Origin of the sequence: Paenibacillus sp. GYB006 (assembly GCF_036577645.1) — a bacterium.
Taxonomy (GTDB): domain Bacteria; phylum Bacillota; class Bacilli; order Paenibacillales; family Paenibacillaceae; genus Paenibacillus.
In genome coordinates this window covers 433,418-454,788 of the sequence record NZ_JARBDA010000002.1, presented here as the reverse complement: position 1 = coordinate 454,788, position 21,371 = coordinate 433,418, and the positions used below count along the sequence as shown (strand labels likewise).

Here is a 21,371-nt window from a genome sequence, read left to right as displayed (position 1 = left end):
TTGTGGTTTTTCATAGGAAAATATCTCGATTTCCCATCCTGCAGTGACCCTATTTGGCCTTCTCTTTACGTCATCCATCCCTTCTATATTGAAATGTAGTACAGCAAATATTAATCTTCTGAAATTAATGTTAATAAAACCCAAAAACATTTTTTTATCTTATATACCTATGTAAACATCCCCCTTCACATAGGTCCTAATAACTAATCGGCTATTCTTTAAGGATTTTTTATACCTTTTTCAATTTAATCTCTTCGGAATTTTTCTATTTGTTTAAATTAAGATGAAAATACTTTAAATTACATTTCCTAATTATGACAATTGTTACATTATTAATTTATATTTTTCTATTCCGCTCCTTTCCCTTTTTTTGTTCATCAATAAGGATTAAATTCCTTTTATTGGTATAAGGTCTCTGCTATAATTAGCTTGATATCCGTGAAGAACACACGGAATACCGATATTAAAGAAGGAGTGATTGTATGAATTTTTCACCTATCTTTATTCGAAGGAAAGCGTTATTAGCTGCTTTTCTAGCTCTATTCCTCTTCTTAGGTGTACTCTTACCATCCGTACACGCCGATTCATCCCTCTCATCTACTGCTAGCGTTCCAAAAAATCTTTCTCCCGAAACAGCTCAGGTATTTCTAGATGAATTCTTTAACTCACAGCAGGCTTTATCTCATTATGTAGGCGCTTCCGTTATTATTGTTAAGGACGGCAAAGTGATCGCAGAAAAAGGGTATGGTTACTCTGACCTCGAAGAAAAGTCTCCCGTTGATCCGAAAAAAACAGCTTTTCGCATCGCCTCTGTATCTAAAACTTTCACGGCAGTTGCCATTATGCAGCTAGTCGAACAAGGGAAAATAGGTCTTAAGAATGATTTTAAAACTTATGTCCCTGGTCTTGATTTCGATAATCCCTATGATAAACCCGTAACCATTGAAAACTTACTTACCCATACGACCGGTTTTGAAATACGCGATCCTAAGGCAGAAGATATTCATGCCGATTTTGACAAATACATATCCATGGAGGACTATGTTCAAGAGCACATGCCTCCTGTTGTTCGTGAACCCGGTAGTTCCTATATGTACGATAACTTTGCATCATTGCTTCTAGGACTCGTTGTCCAAAATGTCAGCGGAGAGCCATTTGAATCCTATATACAGAAACACGTGTTTGATCCTCTTGGCATGCAAAACAGTGGTTTTATGCTGAACGATCAATTCAAAAAACAACTGTCCATAGCTTATGATGCTGCTCATAATCCCATTGATCTATACGCCCTTTCCCCTGCTCCTATGCCTCAAGGGGGGATGATGTCTACTGCTGAAGATATAGGCAAATTTATGATTGCTTTCCTGAATGGAGGTACTGACGGAACGAACCGCATACTTAAAGACGCTACAGTAACAAGTATGGAAACATACCGTTCTGAGATTCATCCCCTATTACCTGATACCACCTATGGATTTGAAGCACCATTTCAAATTCCCGGAGCAGGAAGCAGTTCCAAAATTATAACTAAGGCAGGAGATCTTATTGGTTTCAGCTCTTATCTCTTCTTCATTCCTGAGCAAAATACAGGTGTCTTCCTTACTTATAACCAAACGGGTGCTTTACGTAATTTATTCTATCCTGCATTTATCTCTACTTTCTTCCCAGAGTATGCAGAACCAGCCAAGCTCGATAATTTTGAACCGCAAACAGCAGAGGAACTGCAGCGTTACGCAGGGCTTTATTCTGATCTTCGTTTGAAAACGATCGTAAGTAAACTTACAGATGCTGACGATCAGGCTGGTAAAATGGAGATATCTGATGCCTATCTCGGTGCTCGATCCTTGATTCAAGTGGACGATAATTTATTCATGGATGAACTCAGCGGTCAATTCACCGCTTTCAAAGAAAATACGGACGGAACAATATATATGAAAGAACCTTATTTAAACCCGTTCGGATACGAAAAGAAAGGAGTAAAAGCTGCCGGGTATAAAGACGTTCGTCCAGGCAGCGCTTATGGAACGTTTATTTATGGACTGCAATCTCTTGGTCATTATTCGAACGATCCGAGCACCTATTTCCATCCGAAAAATGCACTAACTCGCGCAGAGTTTATCGAGGAAATCCTTGAACTCAGCGGTATCCCACAAAGCAAAACGCAACCAGAACCTGGTAGTGACTGGGCTACTCATTCTGCTGCCGGCTATATTCAGGCAGGCTATGAGATAGGCATGATTGAAGGTGCAGATCAGAAGCTGTTCAAACCAGATCAGGTCATTACCCGCCAAGAGGCAGCAGTGATGATATGGAGAATTTATAAACAGCAATACCCAGATCAATTATTCAGTAGTGTACAGCTCTCTGGAAAAACAGATACCTGGGCTGTCCCTGCTGTTCAAATGATGATCGGACTAGGCCTTTATGGACCTGAAGTTAAACTACAAGGAAATGGTTCTGCTAATTACCAATCGGTAAAACCGCTTATTCGTCAAGAAGCAGCGGCTCTTATGTACCAATTGCTAACCCAGCCAACCGACCAGATCGTCGCTGGACTTGCTAAAGAGCAAGAAAATGTGACAGCAGATCAAGCTGACGCCACAAAAGAATAAAGAACAATACAGGCATTTCCCAGGACGTTTATTCGTCTATCGGAAATGCCTGTTATTTTCATTCTATATTTAGACTGAGGGCATCTCCGACTGTCTCTAAAATATTCCCATAGTAGCGAATCCGTTCCACTCTAGATGTTGGTCTTTCAGCCTCCACTATCTCATAGGTCCCCCCTAGTACAGCCAATACATTGCCTTCTTCTATCAGCCTCTCTCTCTTTTTATTAGATTCAGGCAGCTCAAGACCTAACAACGCCACTGCATTACCGATGGATCTAAAGGCCCCTGCAATCCGGACACTGCTCGGCATGCCTTTTGCTTCGGCTACTAATGCGAATCCAATGGCCCTTAGAAACGTTCCCCGTTTTTCAAGTTTTTCTCTGACTACCTTCCTAATCTTCACTGTCCTCGTTGCCGCCAAAGCCGATAATATAGCTCCTATCGCAGCAGAACATGTACCAATTACATATAATCTGGAGGTTTCCCCTTGATTTGAGACGGAGGCGATCAGCGTAGTTCCCAAGGCCGCAATCCATAAACCAATACTTTCTATGCCTTGGGCCATTCTACTCTCCTCCCTTCTCTAACAAATAAGATATTATATTATATGTTTGAATAAGAGATTGGACTTTACTTTGAGAAAATTGGTTCTTTGTTCTGCGCTGCTTTGACAAAAGAATGAGTAGTGTTTCGAGACGAACCACTCTATATACTCATCATAAACAGAAAGAAGCGACTGATCATGTTCAGCCGCTTCTTTCCAATCTTTTTTAATACGTAGTCCGCTTCTTCGTTTAAATAAATACCATAGCGATCAACATGGCGATAATCCCCGACAAGATAACGTAAAACAAGTTTGGTATTAACGCTAGTCTGATGATCTGTCCTTCTTTACCGAGTACCCCAACGACAGCAGATACAGCGACGACATTACTAACGCAGATCATATTTCCCGCAGCAGCTCCGATCGCCTGCAGTGCAATGATCAGATCTGGGGCAAACCCATTCACGGTAGCTACATCAAATTGCAATGAACTAAACATCATATTGCTGAATGTTGCACTGCCTGACACAAAAGCGCCCAGTGTTCCTATGAATGGGGCAGCTATTGGCCACGCTCCGCCGAACACATTAGATGCAAGCTGCGCTAGTTCTGTCGGCATACTTTGTAATGTGGCTCCCTCTATTCCAGAGTTCAAAAAGATGCGTACCATGGCCGTAGAAAATACCAGTGCAATCGCAGTTCCTACCATAGATCCTGCCGCTTCAGAGAAAGCTAGCTTCATCTTGTTCCTTGGAATCTCATGAAGAACTACGGTAATTGCGACAACTAGCAAGAAGATAAATCCTGGTGAATATAGAATTTGCCAATTCTGACTAATTCCTGTTCCCATGATATCGTTCCACGAGATGCTTATCCCCTGTAACCACCGTTGTAATGGTTTAATCACACGAGTCAAAACAAGCAATACCGCAATAAGAATATAGGGAACCCATGCTTTTGCCAGTGTTAACGTATGCCCCGATGCTTCCTGTTCCTCTTCTGCTTTTATCTCTTTCTTGACATACTCCGAAGGACCAAATTTACACCATGGTTCTCCTTTAGGCAGTAAAAACCCTTTTTGAGCGGCAAGAACAACAATGATCAGGCTGACTAATGCTCCGAGCAGAGAAGGGAATTCATAACCTACAAAAGTAGCAACGAGTGCTGCTGGTATGGTATAGGTTAGTCCTGCAAAGATCGCAAATGGAGCCATTTGAAATCCTTCCTTAAAGGACTTATTTTTACCGAATACCCTTGTAATCATGAGAACTAAAATTAGAGGAATAAAGGTACCGATGAAGATATCAATCTGGGTTAACCGCATTGCAATGGCTTGCAAGAAGCCGCTGATATCTATACCTTGCTCTGTCAAATAGTTCATAAATACGGGTGATGTTTCATCAAGACCCTGTCTGATTCCCACATTAAAGGTTGTACCCACGGCTCCAAAAGCTACGGGCGTACTGTCAGCAATTAATGCCACCACTACCGCCGCAATAGGAGGAAATCCAAGGGCTAACAGCAATGGTGCTGCTATCGCTGCTGGTGTACCAAAACCGGCTGCTCCTTCGATAAAACCTCCAAAACACCAGGCTACGATAATAACCTGTACACGCATATCTTCAGAGATATTCATAAACCCTTCCCTGATCACTGCAAGTGCTCCCCCATGAGTCAACGTATTCAGAAGCAGGATCGCTCCGAAGATGATAAATAACACGGTAAGAGTAACAAATACACCCTCAAGTGTCGAAGCTGTAAGGTTAATCAGCGGCATATCCCATACAAAATAAGCCAGAACAGCAGTTACTGCAAAGCTAAGCGGCATAGCGACGGTTGCGGGCATCCGCAAGATCACAAGGAAAATCAACACCGAAAGAATCGGCATCGCTGCCGTAATCAATTCAAGGAAATTCAAGGTTATTTACTCCTTTACTCATACTTAAAGTGTAGTACTAAATATTCCCTAAACTTCGCTTTCTAAGTCTTTATTTCAAAATAGATGAGTATCTATAGCAAAAAAGCCGCTAATAAGCGACTTTCTCAATCTGCACCTATTCCTTCCACCAATGATCAAAAGGGGTAACTGGAAGTTCTCTTTTATGCTTCGTCATGTGATAACGCTGCTCGATTTTAGCAGTTGCTGCCGGGTCGATCTGTTTTCCTGTAAGAAAGTCATCCAGCGTGTCGTACTTTATACCAAGTTCCGTTTCATCCGCTTGCAGTGGTTTATTATCCAATAGGTCAGCTGTCGGTGTCTTTAAATACAGTCGCTCAGGAGCACCCAATTCTTTGAGCAGTTCTCTCCCTTGCCCCTTTGTCAGTCCTGTAAGAGGAACGATATCCGCACCACCATCACCAAATTTAGTGAAAAATCCAGTGACTGCTTCTGCTGCATGATCTGTACCGATAACAAGGCTTTGCCTTTCGCCTCCTATGGCGTATTGAGCAATCATTCGCATTCTGGCTTTGACATTTCCTTTGTGGAAATCCCCTAATTCTTCACCCGTGGAGGAGCTATATGCACTTACTAAGGCATTTACAGGATCTTCGATATTAAACACGATGGTATCATCAGGCTGAATAAATTTCAGTGCTTCCTGAGCGTCAGCTTCATCCTTTTGTGTACCGTAAGGAAGCCGTACTGCAGTAAACTTAGCTTCGTATCCTTCTTGACGCAGAGATTCAGCAGCCAGCTGTGCAAGTCGCCCGGCGAGCGTAGAGTCCTGCCCTCCGCTAATTCCGAGTACATACCCTTTCGCTCCTGCCTTCTTACAATAATCTTTTAGAAAATTAACTCTCTCCCTGATTTCATCCTTTGGAACAATGACAGGTTTTACGTGCAAAGACTCCTTAATTTCTTGTTGCTTATCCATTTTTAAATCCTCCCTATTCGAGTTAATTTCATAATACCTTTTCATGAGTATGAAATGAATTCATTCATATAAATGGTTGGTTTTTATATAGTCATAACACGGATCAGGAACTAAATAGCGGGGTTCGCCTCCCATTTTAAGTTCATCCCGAATATAGCTAGAACTGATCTCCATTGCCAATCCTTTGTCAATTAAGTGAAAAGTATAGCCATCATCTGAATTTCTGAGGATAGGTGATTTACTGATCGCTGACAGCATGTTAATTCCGTCCCGAGCCATGACAATAAATTTATTTTCTTGGATCAATTCTTCTGCTCGTTTCCATTTTCCTTCTCCAATATCAACAAGCAGATCCGCCCCCATTATAAATAGATCTCATCATCAGGAAATCTTTTTCTGTAATGCTTAAGTGTGAGATAAGTCGATATCTCCCAGCCGGGCTGCTCCATCTCATACCGGTCTGCTTCAAATTTCGGATTGTTCTGAATCGCCATGTTGACCATGTTCATCCGATGTTCATCGCTGACATTCATTTTTTTGTCTGGACGATTGCTTGAACAAGGAAGGAAAATCACTTTGTCGAGCTTTGCACGGTGAGCTACGGTACTGGCGGTCCAGAGATGCACATTTGTAATGGGATCAAAAGATGATCCGTATATGCCAACTCTCCCCATATCTATCTTTCCTCCTTTACCTTTTCATAAACGCTTCTACCTTTTTTCTTATTTCCTCGATCCGTTTCATTTTGTTATCCCAACATTGCTTACTTAAATTCACAGGATATTCTGCCGGATTCAGTGTCCGTTTGTATTCGTCCCACAATAAATGGAGATTACGCTGAGCAAAATCACGAATTTCTTGAAGGGTTGGAAGATCGTATATCAATTCTCCATTTTCATAAATCGTCTGATGAAGCTCTCTAGCTTCAAATCCGGTAACGAACTTCCCAATAAAAGTATGAACAGGGTGGAACATATGAAGTACTTCTTCCTTATCCGGTTCTTCCTCTTCAAGTGCAATATAATCTCCTTCTGATTTTCCATTCATTTTATTGATGATCCGGAACACTTTTTTAAGCCCGGGCGTTGTAATTTTTTCAGGATTCGAACTGATTTTGATCGTATCCACCATTTCACCTTTTTCATCTTCAATAGCAATCAGTTTATAAACTGCACCCAGTGCAGGCTGATCATAGGCCGTAATTAACTTTGTTCCGACTCCCCATACATCGATTCGTGCCCCCTGAGATTTGAGGTTCATTATCGTATGCTCATCAAGATCATTAGAAGCATAAATTTTGGCATTAGTGTAACCAGCTTCATCGAGCATGCGGCGGGCTTCCTTAGATAGATAAGCGAGATCACCGCTGTCCAAGCGAATACCTTTAAAATGAATCCGATCACCCAGTTCATTCGCCACTTGAATAGCTGTGGGTACGCCAGACTTTAGCGTGTCATAAGTATCAACTAAAAACACGCAATCTGTATGAACTTCCGCATATTTCCGAAATGCAATATACTCGTCACGGTAGGCCTGCACCATGGAATGAGCATGCGTTCCTGCAACAGGGATACCAAACATTTTTCCTGCTCTGACATTAGAGGTAGCCTCAAACCCGGCAAGATAAGCTGCTCTCGTCCCCCATATCGAAGCGTCCATCTCTTGAGCCCTTCTCGTTCCGAATTCAATGCAAGAGTCATTACCTGCAACCTGTTTAATGCGAGAAGCTTTCGTAGCAATTAAGGTTTGAAAATTGACCATGTTCAGAATAGCCGTCTCTACAAGCTGTGCTTCAGCGAGCGGTGCTTCAATACGCATCAACGGTTCATTCGCAAAGATTAGTTCTCCTTCTTGCATTGATTTCACGGTACCGGTAAACCTTAAGCTGCGCAGATATTCAAGATAAGCCTCGTCGTATCCCTCTTCTCTTAGATATGCTAAGTCACTCTCCGTAAAACAAAAGTCGTATAGATATCGAACTACGCGTTCCAATCCAGCAAAAACAGCATATCCATTCTGAAAAGGAAGCTTGCGGAAGTATACTTCAAATACAGCTTTACGCTTATGCATACCCTCTTTCCAATAAACCTCGGCCATATTAATCTGATACCGATCCGTATGAAGTGCTAAACTATCATCCAGATGATTATACTGCGGAAGTTTCATTTTTTTCATTTCACTATTCCTCCATTTCTATAGATCGCTGAGCCCAGTGTCCCAGCAAAATGTTTCAGTGCTAAGTGATGACCGGCTTGATCGAAGCTTGCGACGGCATCTTCATGAATAACAAGATGAAAACCTTTGTTATAAGCATCTACAGCGGTATGAAGAACACAAATATCGGTGCAAACCCCGACAAGATGCAGTTCTTCTATCCCTCGTTCCCGAAGCCTTAGCTCAAGATTGGTTCCTTGAAATGCGCTGTATCTCGTCTTATCTATCCAAAACACATGATTATTATCTTTATGATCTTCATATATTTTCCCCAATCCTCCGAATAGTTTGCGCCCAATTGTACCTTCCATGTTGTGCGGAGGGAAAAGTTTCGTTTCAGGATGATAGGCATCTTCTTTTTGATGAAGATCGATTGTAAAAAAGACATCCTCATGATTATGAATAAACTCATTCGTTATTGCGTTAATCCTTTTTTCAATGATTTGACCAGGTTCTCCACAGGTCAGTGCTCCATCATCTGCAACAAAATCGTTTGTATAATCGATATTGATCAGGGCTTTTTTCTTATTCATTGATAACAGCTCCTCTAATTATATTTTAACTATTATATATTTGTTAATTGTTGTGGCGGCAAACGGCGAATATGATCTTTTACATACACGTTTTAGGAAGCACTTCACAGGTAGTTTGCGAAGTGCCTTTAGAGACAATTAAATTATAGCTTAGCATGATAGATCGACTTATGAAGCTGTACGTCTACAAACCGATATAATTGGGTCGGCCTTTTCGATGTTCTTGTTGTCTTCTGCCCTATTACTTCCTCAATAAAAGGCAGGTTTTTGATTTTTCTAGCAAAGGCTGCTTCTAGGGCGATCGCCGAATCGTTCGTTACCGTGAGGAGAACAGCCTGAAGTTCAGAATAAGTAAACTCTTCCGGTAGGAACTGCTTTGCAGCTGTCGTCTCAAGCAGCTTCTGCCTAATCACTTGTATGGCATCAGTAATGATCTTAGCATGGTCGAAGGCAAGATCTAGTTCAAGCACCTCACTTACCGAGAAAAGCTGAACATCAGATGCATCGTCATTCGCTTCTCTTGCTGAGAGTTTATGCTCAGGTACAATCGCAAAATGTGCATTGGTTATAATCCAACCTCTGGGATCGCGACCTGGTTTATCATATACTCCAAAGTGTTCCAAATGAATATTTTGAATACCGGTTTCTTCGTACAGCTCACGCTCTGCACTTTGAAAAGCGGTTTCCTTTGCATCTACAAAGCCACCGGGGAGCGCCCATTTCCCAGCCTCAATATTGGGCCTTCCTTCCCCATCAAGCATACTTCTTTGGATCAGCATGATTTTGAGATCCATAACAGGGGGTCTGAATTCTTGATTCTTAACAGGAACAATGGTAAAGACAGCAATGTCCGAAGTATATCCATCAGGTGTTCTGTATTTTTTAATATCATATTGTTCTAGGGCTGCTTTATTAGACATCGCATTACTCTCCTCAGATAACAATTATCATTTTGTTAATTGTATTATATGCATGAAGGGTAAATGTGTCAACCATAATTTTACTTTTTTTATTTTTCTAGAGACTTACTACGTTTTTGAAATTAGCTTGTCCCGGGCAACCTATCTAATACTCTCCCAATTTGAGACAATAAAAAAGACTGCAGACAAACTAGTATAGCTAGTTTGCCTGCAGTCTGACTTGTCCACTTAAGAACGAGAGTTTAAAAAACATATTCAGATAACCGAAGTAGTTGAATGTCTATCAATCAATACTTTAGCGAGTCCTTCTAAATCAAGACCATCCACCTGAAATGCGGTACGTACAAGCTGCGGAGAAACAAACTCATCATATTTACTCAGATAAGGGGCTTCATCTTCATCAAGGAGTGCACTTGCGTCCTTATTGTTCTCAAGTTCGGAAAGAATCGCATTCCAGATCGCTGAATCATCTGTATTACCGGCAACCACCATATAATAAGGTTCCATTGGAACGAGGGAACGAAGTTCAAGCCGTCCTGCCAGGTTATGCTTCAGCATTCGTTCTAGGGTGCAAAACTGTTTACTGCCCGCCCACGGTAAAATAAAGAACGAGTCTCCTCCTGCCGGAATGACGATACTTTTCAGAAGTCCGCTTTCTCTTGCAAGTCTTCTCGCACGCTCGAGTCGATTGGCTGCGCTTGGCGTAAGGTAAGGATAGAGATCATCGCTATCCAGTACCTCGCGCATTTTCTGTATCACAAGTGTATGAATATCTCCGCCGGCACCGAGCCAGAGCGTATCCACTTTGCCTTTCGCCGACTTTACATATAAGGCTTTGTGCTTCGTATCTACTTCTTCTACTTTCCATAGCTTCCCTGCAAGTGAGAAACAATAACCTGGTGGGGGAACGGTTGTGATCGAGCCAATCTCCTCCGAACCGTTATATACCGTATGTTCTTCATCATCTTTAAACACAGCATAGAATCGGTAGTTATTCACAATTTTTTCTCCGCCTAGACCGATGATGAGCGTTCCTTCCTCTGTCCGCTGAATATGATCGATATCAAGGAGATACTGCAGGAACGTTTTATATTCAGCAGGTTCAATCTGCCGAAACGAAGGGAGCGTAAGCACCGCTCTAGCCAGTTCCGCCGGTTCCGCCTCTCCCATGCTTTTCAGTGTACTCATCGTTTGGTGATAGAGTACGCCAATTGGTTTTTTTCGGATGTAGACTGGTTCGACCCATTTATGCCTTACGTATAGCTCCGTTACTGCGATCGCACGAAGCAAAGTCCACGGCATCCGGGCCGGAAGTTCAGCTTGTTCGTCCTCTTCTTCCGGACACAGAAACAACATCTCAGATGCCTGATCTCCCCGGCGACCAGACCTTCCAAGACGCTGGACAAAGCTTGAACAGCTATAAGGCGCTCCTAACTGAATCACGCGCTCCAGCTCCCCGAGATCAATTCCGAGTTCGAGCGTTAACGTAGCCGCAGCTACTGCCGGTCCTTGCCCGGTACGAAGCGCTGTTTCTGTCTCTTCTCGCAGCATGGCCGAGATGCTTCCATGGTGAACGTGGAACACATCTCGCTGTTCTCTTTTCGCAGCAATTCGCCTCAGCTCAAGTGTAGTTAATTCTGCATCGGACCGGCTGTTCGTAAATACAAGTGCCTTTTTCAGATGCGTTACGTCGTATAGATAATCGTAGTAGGCTTTTTTAGCCAGTTCCAGTTGCTCCGCCTGCTTCTCGTCTCTCGCATCCGGGAACGAAAAATGATCGATCGAGATTCTCAGTTTACGTCTTCCTTGTGGGGATACAACCTCAACCGCTTGAGGCGTACCCGCTCCAATCCATCCTGCTGCTGCATCATAATCACTCAGTGTCGCAGATAAACCGATTCTTCTGGGACTACAGCCTGCCATTCGCTGAATACGAGTTAACTGTGATATCACCTGCATCCCTCGATCTGCGCCCATAAATGCATGAACTTCATCAATAATAATGTATCTGAGATCATGGAACAGTGCAGGAATGGCATTTGGACGATTCATCAGGAGTCCCTCTAAGGATTCAGGCGTAATCTGGAGTACACCCGATGGTTTTTGCATCAGTTTTGTTTTCTCTGTTTGACTGACATCTCCATGCCAGTGCCATACAGGAACTTGTCCTTCTTTGAGAAGATCACTAACCCGTTCAAACTGATCGTTAATGAGCGCTTTAAGCGGACCAATATATAGAATTCCCACCGATTCGGATGGATCATGATATAACTCCGTTAACGCAGGAAAAAAAGCAGCTTCCGTCTTCCCCGAAGCTGTTCCGGATGCGATAAGCAGATGATGATCTGTATCAAAAAGGACACGGCAGGCTTCTACTTGCGCTTCACGCAGTGTATCCCATTTCTTTTTGTAAATAAATTCTTGAATGAACGGTGCCAGTCTTCTGAACGGCCCACTGCTCATAGTTCAAACTCCGAGAATAAATCATCCAGATCGTCCTTGTTCGTAGAATGATTCACTTTTTGGTTGCCGGCAGATACTGCTTCTTTCTCACCGAGCAAACCTTCAAATGTTGCTTCCGGATGCTGATGTAAGGTATGAAGAAGATCCATAAAGTCCCTGACCACTTCCCGTGTCGTCAGCATTTCTTCTGCTCCAAGGCGTCCTACTGCGGCTTGCATAAAAGCAATCAACTGTTCATCGCTCAGCTGTGCTTCATATCCAAAATGCATCGCGTGAATATCACGCAGTTTTTGCAGCAAGATGAGAATCTCTTCATGAGACAACAAGTCTAGCTTCAAAATGGGTGAAGTGTACGTTTTGAGCGCACCGCCGCCATATCGTCCATCGATCAGTCTTGAGCGCAGGGCATCATAACTAAAAAGTCCTCTTCTTTCATCTTCAACAAATTGCGGAGTTCCGCCCATATAAATCCCCAAATGTTCTGCTTTCCCTTGCATCGTATCATTGAACATGGTTAGCAGTTTCTCATAGTTACTCTGCCGCGATATTGTGTTTGTTATCTTATAAAGATTAACCCCTTCATCGATGAAGAGCAGCAACCCTTTATAACCAATTTTCGCAGCAAATTCAGACCATAGTTTCATATAGTCATACCAGTTATCATCATCAATAATTACGCCAACACCAAGCTCCTTGCGCGCTTCCGTCTTCGTAGGAAATTCACCCCGAAGCCATCTCAGCGCAGCTGCTTTGCGGTCCTCGTCTGCAAGTTTATATCCAGACCAATAAGCGGCAAGAACTTTAGCAAAATCAAATCCATGTACGAGGTTCTGCATGTCACTCGTTACCGCGTAAATTTTCATTTCGACCGCTTCATTCATTGCCGGATCATCCGGACGCAGACCACTGCTCATCATCACTTCCTGCTGAAGTGAAGCAATCCATTTTTGCAGCATAATCTCTAGTGCACCGCCGTCAGGCCTCGTTTTCGTAGATAAATGCATCATCAGCTCACGATAGGTTGCGAGTCCCTGACCTTTCGTTCCCACTAGGCGGCGCTCCGGAGATAAGTCCGCATCAGCTACTACAAAATCACGATCCATGGCATATCCCCGAATCATTTGCAGCAAAAAGCTTTTCCCGCTCCCATATCGTCCTGTTATCAGCCGAAAAGCAGCCCCGCCTTCCGCAATGTTATCCATGTCTCTCAGGATCGATTCGACCTCCGGTTTACGTCCAACCGCGATATGTTCCAGACCCACTCTTGGCACGACCCCTGCGGTTAAAGAATTGACGAGCGCTGTCGTTAGTCTTTTTGGTATTTTCAGTTGTTTCATGAAGCCGTTCACCTCTATTCATCCGTATAACTCAAAGTTTGTAATGCTTCTATATATTCTTCTGTAATTTCTTCCCCATCAATCAAAATATCGCCAATAATCTCCATCGATATTTCGTTAATTTCTTCAATCATTAGTTCAGGCATGGATCCCGCCTTAGTAGCGATCTTTTGCAGCTCAGAAGACCCTTTTTTATCCCTAAGTATATAGAGAACCTCCAGTTGGTCTGAATTTAACCGCTCCGCCAGCTCCTGCCATTCTTCATCCATATTGTCGGTATCCCACACGAAGTGATAATCTGACTGTTCCCCACTTATAACTGAATTCATTTCTACATCGGTCGTTTCTACACCAGTCGATTCTGCACCATTCGTTTCTACATCCATAGTTTTCACGTCAGTCTCTTCTACGACAGAACTTTTTATGACAGTTCTTTCAACGTCAGTCTCTTCTGCCTTCAAAATTTCCATATTAGGAGATTGATCTTCATCTGCAGGTGGAGGGCTGTATAGCACAGAACCGTCAAAGTTCATCTCCGTTTGGATCGTTTGCAGTTTGCCTGGAATTGGTGCAGCTTGCTTTCTCGGCGTATCAACATAACCTGCTTCTTTAGCAGAATTTTCTGCATTGTCATCATCGATCATCAGCATCTCCCGTACTTCTTCCGACTCTTGCTGTAAACGTCTTAACTTCTTCGTGTTAATCGTCACCGCAGGACGAGCTTTCTTCGCTGCTTGTACTTCGCGTTCTTTTATTTCTCTTCTCAGGTAACGGGTTACCAGCTCTTCCACCTCGGATTCCAACTTCACTCCGCGAAGTCGACCTTTAAACCCCATCAATTCACGAAGCTTATTCTCCGTATAACGCACCAGCTGTGTTAAATAGGCACGAAGCGGAGGATGCTCGCTGATCGGAAACACCCTGACTTCCGCGTGTTTTCCATAAAAATCATGATCATACACCGCACTGCGGAATAGAATCCTCTTTCTTGTCACTTCTTCTGGCCAAAAACGATGGATTAGACGAAGCCCATGCTTTTTCAACCAGTACCGATCAACTAAGGCGATCACCTTAGGAGCATAGATTTTCATCTCTTTACGTCCTTGTTCCTTGAAGAAGCTGCTCTGTTCCGCATTATAATCTAATAACATCGCAAGCATATCCCAAGAAAAATCTAAAGGATCTGAAGTAAACCTGCGCATCCATTCGCGTTCCTTTAATTCATCAGACAGTTTGCGTGGGATTTTTTCCATGAGCTCTTTATATGGCATTTCAAGTCCGTGTACTAAACAAAAATCAAATATCCATTCTCGCATGTACGTATCGATCTTCTTCTCGCGCTCTCCATAACCAAACCAGACTTCGTCCAGTAAGGCGAGACCTTCCTCAGGAGCAGTCCATCCTACACCATGGATCAGTTCATAAATATAGAGAAACAAGTAGGATAGATCTGTATCTGGATATCTGCCTTGTTTTACTTCCTTACGCCAATAAAAATACCATCTCTTCTGGGCTGAACTCATCTGTTCATAGGTTGGCCAGTAGGCACGATAAGAGACAAAAGGTGCTTCCGAACAAACAACAGATTCAAATTCTCTTGCCTGCTTCACAAAGGTTTGCTCACGTGTCAGGAACATGAACTGCTTTTCCCAATCTGCATCTCGTTCAAACGTTTGTGGAGACACGACAAGGTTCCCTTTTCGTTTTAAGGTATCTTCTGGCATAATGATAGGTTTTACTTTATCTATATCAAAAGCAGGATCAACATCCCTATTATATAAGGGAGCCGGAGTCTTGTTGTTCTTTACTTGCTTACTTGAGAAGACGTCTTCACTGATCTCCTCATTCCATGGACTCCAGTCGTCCACCTGCATATCATCTAGAAAATCAAGCCCGTCCCATTCAGCGTCAATAGGGACATAAGTAAGATCCTGAACTTCTTTCTCAGGTTCTGACCGAGCATGAGAAAAATCTTTTCTCCTCGGAATCTCTGCTTCTTTCTCTTCATCCATCCATTCGTATTCCGCAAAGCGAATCTCATTCTTCTGATGAATGGACTGTTTCGGGATCGATTTCCCGCCATTTGCACTTCGCTGAATCCTATTCTGATTATCATCCATAAAGGCTATACCTCCATCACGATTTCATTATAACAAATCACTTCCTATCAAAGGAGGGTTAAAATAACTTCTGGAATTTATTGTTTAACATTAAGGAATCGCTTAAGATGTTTTATATGACAACCAAGACTACTAAAAGGAGTTTATTTATGAAATTAAGAAAGTTGCTTAAGCCCAGTTACATTCTTTGTATGATTTTATTTTACATCACAGCCGTCTTTGGCGGTATTTTTACTGTGATCGATCACGTCTTTCATCTGTGGTTCCCAGATCATCCGATTACTTTGTTTTTAGGACCGTTTGAACCTGTGTTCTCTTATGTAAATCTTTACTTTTACGAGCATCCCGAACTTTATAGCAGCACCTCTTTTCTTACCCTATCTTTTCTTAGCAGTATTTCTTTAATGGGATGGGCACTCCTTTTTCTTTGGTATATCAGCAGATTGATAAAGAATATTGATAAAAAAGGGCTTTTTAAAAAAGTGAATGTATCCATCCTTTATAAACTTGGAGTAGCGACTCTGATTCTAGGAACTATATCTTTTAATCTAGATAGTTATCTTCTTAAGCAAGCATTACAAGAGCTCGAGATTGTAAATGCCGATCTTATACTAGAAGATTTCCCTTATTTCGATGGTCTTTTTAGTGCAGTCGGGTTCTTTATCTTTGCCTTTGCTTTGAACAAAGCGATTCTTGTCATCGAAGGAAAAGAACAATAGGACGATTTAATCAATTCAATTTCATTACATAATAAAGATTCCAGAAATAACTTGCTTCTAGAAGAAGAAAAAAGTGAAATCGAAAGTACGATTTCACTTTTTCTTCTTCTATTTGTTTATATGCGAGAAAGATTCTATCACTTTTGAAACTAACGGTAAATCAGCGACTCCCAAATATTTTATAATTTAGATGAAGAAAGATGGCTAGAAGCAAATTCAGCCGTAGGAATCATATTTTTTCTGCGATATATAGATAGAACTAGTCCAATAGCTGATAAGTCAAGCCACTGATTCGTTCCTCCATAGCCGATGAAGGGTAATTCCATGCCTACAAACGGAAGAAATCCAAATGACATAAGTATAGGCCATGCAAATCTTATCGTAAAAAAGAACAACACGACACAAATAAGTTGCCTGCCGTATGATTCTTTGACTTTGGATAGTAACTGTACTAAATATCCAAGGAACAATCCGATCAGAATAATGGTGATGAGGCCAAAAATCCAGCCAAAACAGTATATCAAATAAGGAAATAAAGAATCGCTTTGAACATAACCAAGTCCGGGATTACTGGAAGCAAATCCTTGTCCAAACCATCCTGCTGATCGGATTGCCTCCATTGATTTCATCTGAAGATAGGCATTATCCTCTATCGGTTGCAGAAATTGCATGAATCTTTCCTTGATTGTATTGAAATGAGGCATTGTAAAATACAACAAAGCTACAGTAGGAATCATGGTAACGATGGCAAACTGTTTTACATTTCTTTTGGTGAGCCACATCAACATCATATACAAAGTCATGTACATTATACCGCCGTAAAGTACAGAATTGCCTATATAAGTGAGAATTAATAGAGGGATAACTACTCGATAAAAAGTGTGCAGGATGGTATGGATCCAGTTCATTTCTTTTATCGGCTTCATTCCCGCAAGTGCCAACAAGAGCAATATAACAGAGCTGTATAACATATTTATAGAGAAAGGACCTAGTATCACATAACCCTTAACACCATTAATCATAGGACTATTTATTAAGATAAATGCATTCATAAATAGTAGAAGAAAAAAAACTTGGTCTGAATATTTCTTCAGCTTCTGATAATCAAAGAAATAAAAACACACAAGAAATATGATTCCAATCCCCATTTGCAGTGTCTTTCTAGCCGTCAAATCAGGAATAGGAGATGAACCCGATACGTCAATACTGACTGCTCCAATAACTCCAATTAATGATATGGTCGCAACAATAAGGGCAATCCTCCAATTGAGCACTGGTTTATGGGTTTCATTAATGCTTTTCCCAATCACATCGGGAGATCCCATTTCTTCGATAGCCTTATGTATCGCAGTTTCTTTCGAACTGCCTCGGAGCTGCAATTCCTCTATCCGATCCTCGATATGATTCGTAAGTTCCTCTCGGATTTCAGGGTGCATCTTTTTGACCTTAATATGGCGGCATACTTGATCCAAAAATTGCTGAACCACTTCATTCTCTTCACTGTTCTGCACGTTATCCTCTCTCCCCTATTACAGTATCGACTGCTGTACGAAACCGAATCCATTCTTTCTTCTTTTCCTGAAGTTTTCTCTTTCCCTCATCTGTAATCTGATAGTATTTTCGTTTACGCCCATCCTGCTGACTCCAGTAAGCGTTAAGCAGACCTTCTGACTCGAGGGTGTGGAGAATAGGGTATAGAGTCCCTTCTTTCATGACAAACACCTGATCCGACTTGTTTTCAATTTCTTTGATCAACTCATATCCATACATTTCTCGTTCATTTAGCACAGTGAGCAGCAGAATTACTGTACTCCCCTTAAGGAGCTCCTTATTTACAGACATTTTCACATCCCCTTTTCATACCTCGTAAATCTATGTATCGTAAATCTATGTATATAGTACAACTAATTTCTACCTTAAACAAGAATAAATTCCTTTTATTTCATATTTTTGAAAATGAAAAAAGCGACTGGTATAGTACCGATCGCTTTTCTCGTCGTATGTATGCTTACATTAATAAATTAATTCTATCTCCATTGTTGCTAGTTATACCGGACAATACGGCGTTCTATAATACCGGTTATTACGTAAGATACCAGAATTGCAGAAGTGTAGGCAATGAGATCCAGGACACCGAAAACACCATGTCCTAGAATCAGCTGAAGGAACCTATTTTCACGGAGCTCATTGATCCAAGGAGCATGAACTAACTGAGTAAATTCTATGAAATAACAGAATAATAAAGGAATAATGAATTGATATCTACGAGGAACATTCAAAAAAACGAAGGAGAACAAAAAGAAAATGAGCGCTGCCCATAAAAAATCACCCATAAAGGGCACTTTTGATCTGAGTAGAAGCCCTAATAAAATAATGAATACACAAGTAATTCCCAAGATGATTCTTTTCATATGCTTACCCCTTTCTGTCTATTCATAATAACGCAGTACTTCAAGTAAAGTTTTACATTAGATAAGAAAAGAATCCTGTCACCAGGATTCTCATGATCAAGCAATTAGCAATAACTGCGAATAAATTCCCCAATTCTTCTTGCTGCTTCCTCCAGACGCTCTTGTTCTTGCACAAGTGCAATTCGTACATAACCGTCGCCTTCACTGCCAAATGCATCACCAGGTATGACAGTCACCCCGCTGTGAAGTAATAATGCTTTAGCAAATGATCTTGAATTCCATACCCCTGGTTTCCCGCGAAACGGTTCAGGGAGCGCTGCCCACAAAAACATCGTCGCACATGGTTTTTTAATATTCCAACCTTCTTTTGCAAGTAAATCAACGAATAGATTACGGCGGGCTTCATATAGCGGGGCTGGCCCTGTATAATCTTCTCCCTCTGCGATGGCTTGTTCCAAGGCTGTGACCGCAGCTTGCTGAATCGGTTCAAATACACCATAATCGATATTTTCCTTGAGGATCCTTAAAGACTGGATCGCTTGTTCATTACCAGCGAGAAAAGCAATCCGGCAGCCTGCCATTTGAAAACTTTTGGAAAAGGAATGGAATTCCACAGCAGTTTTGGCGGCACCCGGTATACTTAATATACTCATCGGGCGATAACCATCGAATCCCATTTCGGAGTAGGCCATATCATGTACAATGAGAACGTTCCACTTGCTCGCTTTAGCGATTAATTTTTCGAAATACTCCTGCGACGCAGCAGATGCTATCGGGTTCCCAGGGAAACTCAGCAGTATAAAGACCGCCTCTGCCCATATCTCATCAGGTATCGCATCCAAATCCGGCATAAACTGATTGTCTTCCTTAAGCGGAATTTCGTAAGCTCTTACTCCCGCAATAGCAAGTGATCCAGAATAAATGGGATACCCTGGATTTGGGACCATCGCTAAGTCCCCGGGATTACAGATGGCCTGAGCCAGATGAGCTAGACCATCTTGAGAGCCCATCAGCGATATAATTTCGGTCTGCGAATTTAGATCGACTTGAAATCGGTGATTCATCCACTTCGCCACAGTAGTAAGGAATATTTCACTCCCACTCGATTTGGGGTATGCATAACTTCCCTCTTTCAATACTTCCCTGCTTAGGGTCTCACGTATAAAAGGGGATGGCCCCTGATCAGGGCTGCCTATTCCAAGATCAATCAAGTCTTTTCCATTTGCTTTCGCTTCTTCTTTCCAGCTTGCCACTTCTGCAAATATGGATGAGCCTAAATGATCTAATTTGGCAGCACGCCAAGATCTATTTGTATACTCTGTATGTATTGTCATGATGAGTCCACCTTTATTTTCTTATTTATTACGAACCCTGCTCCTTTATTCTGAACCCTACTCCCAAAAAACCTGATGATTCCCACGCAGTCTAGCAAGACCTTCCACATAGAAATAATCACCGTAGATTAATGGGACATCTACATTTTGTTTTTCGGGATAATGGCTCGTACCGTGCATAATCAAACCTTCTTCCTCGGGATGATCAAATGCTCCATAGTTTTTGTAGAGTGACTCTAGAATCCGCTCCCCTGCCTGCCGGTAAACTGCCCTTTCCCACTCAGGAACAAGTGTTGATAAAAGTAAAAGTCCGCTAGCTGCACATGCTCCAGCAGAAGAATCTTTGATGTGTCTGGTATCTTCCGGTGCTCGAAAATCCCAAGCAGGTACAGAATCATCAGGCAGTTGTGATAAAAAGAAGTGCGCCGTTTGTTTGGATGCATTCAAATAGGCTTCATTACCGGTATGATGATAGGCAAGAGCTAGACCGTACAAAGCCCAAGCGTTTCCTCTTGACCACGCCGAATCCGGTGCATACCCTTGACCCCCGAGATATTCTGCCACTTCTCCTGTATCTGGATCAAACCGAACGATATGACGGACCGACCCATCAGGCCGAATAAAATGCGATAGGACGGTATTCATATGTGCATTAGCTACATGAGCATACCTTGGATCTCCACTCTCCCTAGAAGCCCAGTAGAGTAAAGGTACATTCATCGCACAATCGATAATCGCAAGTCCCGAGTTCATCTCCCCCGGTGTCCAAGGGTTCCACGCTCTTATGTAATTCCCTTTGAGGTTAAATCTACCCATTAAGTAATTAGCCGCTTTAAAAGCCCTACGCCTAGATTCTTCACCGCCATGCAGTTTATAATTCGCTAGACTTGTAAGTGTCCATATAAATCCCATATCATGATCCAGCCGCTCATAGCCATCAAGTACCTTGTCCAGATGATTCTCACATTGTTCTGCAATGTCGCGAAACTGCTGTTCTCCGCTGCCTTCATACAGAACCCATAACATACCCGGCCAAAATCCAGCAGTCCACCATGCAGGTTCTTCTAACACGTAAGCCCCTTGATGACTGGCATGTGGAAAATTCGCACCGATTCGCTCCGAGGTGATGAGTACTTTCTTAACTGCTTGTTGAAAAGCCTGATCCTTCCAACATGTAACCTGTTCAGAAATATGCTGATCTTTGGGCTCGAGGGACAAGTATGATCCACTCCTTCAATTTTAAAATTGTGGTTCACAAGCAAAATATTGTATTACCCCAAATTCTACC

General features: G+C 42.1%; 16 protein-coding genes and 1 pseudogene. 2 read left to right on the top strand and 15 right to left on the bottom strand.

The annotated features are described in order from the left end of the window. The first annotated feature begins 482 nt into the window (after positions 1-482). The gene (locus PV403_RS07570; protein ID WP_213531603.1) at positions 483-2,612 is read left to right on the top strand and encodes a serine hydrolase; all 2,130 of its coding nucleotides are present in this window, start codon (positions 483-485) and stop codon (positions 2,610-2,612) included. Between the two features lie 58 nt (positions 2,613-2,670). Here PV403_RS07570 and PV403_RS07565 read toward each other — a convergent pair whose 3' ends face one another. From PV403_RS07565 to PV403_RS07520, 10 genes and pseudogenes are all read right to left on the bottom strand, one after another. After that, on the bottom strand, positions 2,671-3,177 hold the full coding sequence (locus PV403_RS07565) for a DUF6944 family repetitive protein (protein WP_213531601.1): 507 nt from the start codon (positions 3,175-3,177) through the stop codon (positions 2,671-2,673). A gap of 229 nt (positions 3,178-3,406) precedes the next feature. After that, a complete protein-coding gene (locus tag PV403_RS07560) occupies positions 3,407-5,074 on the bottom strand; it encodes an L-lactate permease (protein WP_213531599.1) in 1,668 nt (555 codons plus the stop codon). A 136-nt stretch (positions 5,075-5,210) separates the two neighbouring features. Next, complete coding sequence (gene nadE, locus PV403_RS07555; protein ID WP_213531598.1) at positions 5,211-6,032, bottom strand: ammonia-dependent NAD(+) synthetase; 822 nt, start codon at positions 6,030-6,032, stop codon at positions 5,211-5,213. A gap of 60 nt (positions 6,033-6,092) precedes the next feature. Next, positions 6,093-6,706 (bottom strand): annotated as a pseudogene (nadD, locus tag PV403_RS07550) (nicotinate (nicotinamide) nucleotide adenylyltransferase). Positions 6,707-6,722: 16 nt separating this feature from the next. Then, positions 6,723-8,207 carry a nicotinate phosphoribosyltransferase gene (locus tag PV403_RS07545; protein ID WP_213531596.1) on the bottom strand — a complete coding sequence of 495 codons (1,485 nt, stop codon included), beginning with the start codon at positions 8,205-8,207 and terminating at the stop codon, positions 6,723-6,725. Next, positions 8,204-8,779, bottom strand: coding sequence for a cysteine hydrolase family protein (locus tag PV403_RS07540; RefSeq protein WP_213531594.1), 576 nt, complete (start codon positions 8,777-8,779; stop codon positions 8,204-8,206). The genes PV403_RS07545 and PV403_RS07540 overlap by 4 nt, the downstream gene beginning before the upstream one ends. Before the next feature lie 143 nt (positions 8,780-8,922). Next, entirely contained in the window at positions 8,923-9,699 is a 777-nt protein-coding gene (locus tag PV403_RS07535; protein WP_213531592.1) for an NUDIX hydrolase, read from the bottom strand. A 255-nt stretch (positions 9,700-9,954) separates the two neighbouring features. After that, positions 9,955-12,162, bottom strand: a complete 2,208-nt coding sequence (locus PV403_RS07530) for a DEAD/DEAH box helicase (RefSeq protein WP_213531590.1) — start codon at positions 12,160-12,162, stop codon at positions 9,955-9,957. Beyond that, positions 12,159-13,499 (bottom strand): ATP-binding protein, encoded by a 1,341-nt coding sequence (locus tag PV403_RS07525; protein WP_213531589.1) that lies wholly within the window; start codon positions 13,497-13,499, stop codon positions 12,159-12,161. Before PV403_RS07525 ends, PV403_RS07530 begins: the two co-directional genes overlap by 4 nt. Before the next feature lie 14 nt (positions 13,500-13,513). Next, entirely contained in the window at positions 13,514-15,619 is a 2,106-nt protein-coding gene (locus PV403_RS07520; RefSeq protein WP_213531587.1) for a TerB N-terminal domain-containing protein, read from the bottom strand. 149 nt (positions 15,620-15,768) lie between these two features. Between PV403_RS07520 and PV403_RS07515 the strand changes: the two genes are divergently transcribed. Further along, positions 15,769-16,338 (top strand): hypothetical protein, encoded by a 570-nt coding sequence (locus PV403_RS07515; protein WP_213531585.1) that lies wholly within the window; start codon positions 15,769-15,771, stop codon positions 16,336-16,338. A gap of 179 nt (positions 16,339-16,517) precedes the next feature. On the opposite strand, the gene PV403_RS07510 is transcribed toward PV403_RS07515, so the two are convergent. The 5 genes from PV403_RS07510 to PV403_RS07490 all read right to left on the bottom strand — a co-directional run bounded on the left by PV403_RS07510 (position 16,518) and on the right by PV403_RS07490 (position 21,301). Then, positions 16,518-17,849 carry an FtsW/RodA/SpoVE family cell cycle protein gene (locus PV403_RS07510; RefSeq protein WP_332084067.1) on the bottom strand — a complete coding sequence of 444 codons (1,332 nt, stop codon included), beginning with the start codon at positions 17,847-17,849 and terminating at the stop codon, positions 16,518-16,520. A gap of 1 nt (position 17,850) precedes the next feature. Continuing rightward, positions 17,851-18,180, bottom strand: a complete 330-nt coding sequence (locus PV403_RS07505; RefSeq protein WP_191799695.1) for a PadR family transcriptional regulator — start codon at positions 18,178-18,180, stop codon at positions 17,851-17,853. Positions 18,181-18,380: 200 nt separating this feature from the next. Then, positions 18,381-18,749, bottom strand: a complete 369-nt coding sequence (locus PV403_RS07500; RefSeq protein ID WP_213531582.1) for a ribosomal maturation YjgA family protein — start codon at positions 18,747-18,749, stop codon at positions 18,381-18,383. 104 nt (positions 18,750-18,853) lie between these two features. Further along, entirely contained in the window at positions 18,854-20,083 is a 1,230-nt protein-coding gene (locus PV403_RS07495) for an aminotransferase class I/II-fold pyridoxal phosphate-dependent enzyme (protein ID WP_332084066.1), read from the bottom strand. 57 nt (positions 20,084-20,140) lie between these two features. Further along, positions 20,141-21,301 carry a glycoside hydrolase family 88 protein gene (locus PV403_RS07490; protein WP_332084065.1) on the bottom strand — a complete coding sequence of 387 codons (1,161 nt, stop codon included), beginning with the start codon at positions 21,299-21,301 and terminating at the stop codon, positions 20,141-20,143. Positions 21,302-21,371 lie beyond the last annotated feature (70 nt).

Coding starts and splice junctions, on each gene's coding strand:
- PV403_RS07530 (WP_213531590.1), bottom strand. CDS start 12,162: ATGAGCAGTGGGCCGTTCAGAAGACTGGCACCGTTCATTCAAGAATTT.
- PV403_RS07515 (WP_213531585.1), top strand. CDS start 15,769: ATGAAATTAAGAAAGTTGCTTAAGCCCAGTTACATTCTTTGTATGATT.
- PV403_RS07570 (WP_213531603.1), top strand. CDS start 483: ATGAATTTTTCACCTATCTTTATTCGAAGGAAAGCGTTATTAGCTGCT.
- nadE (WP_213531598.1), bottom strand. CDS start 6,032: ATGGATAAGCAACAAGAAATTAAGGAGTCTTTGCACGTAAAACCTGTC.
- PV403_RS07520 (WP_213531587.1), bottom strand. CDS start 15,619: ATGGATGATAATCAGAATAGGATTCAGCGAAGTGCAAATGGCGGGAAA.
- PV403_RS07500 (WP_213531582.1), bottom strand. CDS start 18,749: ATGAAAAGAATCATCTTGGGAATTACTTGTGTATTCATTATTTTATTA.
- PV403_RS07565 (WP_213531601.1), bottom strand. CDS start 3,177: ATGGCCCAAGGCATAGAAAGTATTGGTTTATGGATTGCGGCCTTGGGA.
- PV403_RS07540 (WP_213531594.1), bottom strand. CDS start 8,779: ATGAATAAGAAAAAAGCCCTGATCAATATCGATTATACAAACGATTTT.
- PV403_RS07535 (WP_213531592.1), bottom strand. CDS start 9,699: ATGTCTAATAAAGCAGCCCTAGAACAATATGATATTAAAAAATACAGA.
- PV403_RS07505 (WP_191799695.1), bottom strand. CDS start 18,180: ATGTCTGTAAATAAGGAGCTCCTTAAGGGGAGTACAGTAATTCTGCTG.
- PV403_RS07525 (WP_213531589.1), bottom strand. CDS start 13,499: ATGAAACAACTGAAAATACCAAAAAGACTAACGACAGCGCTCGTCAAT.
- PV403_RS07495 (WP_332084066.1), bottom strand. CDS start 20,083: ATGACAATACATACAGAGTATACAAATAGATCTTGGCGTGCTGCCAAA.
- PV403_RS07545 (WP_213531596.1), bottom strand. CDS start 8,207: ATGAAAAAAATGAAACTTCCGCAGTATAATCATCTGGATGATAGTTTA.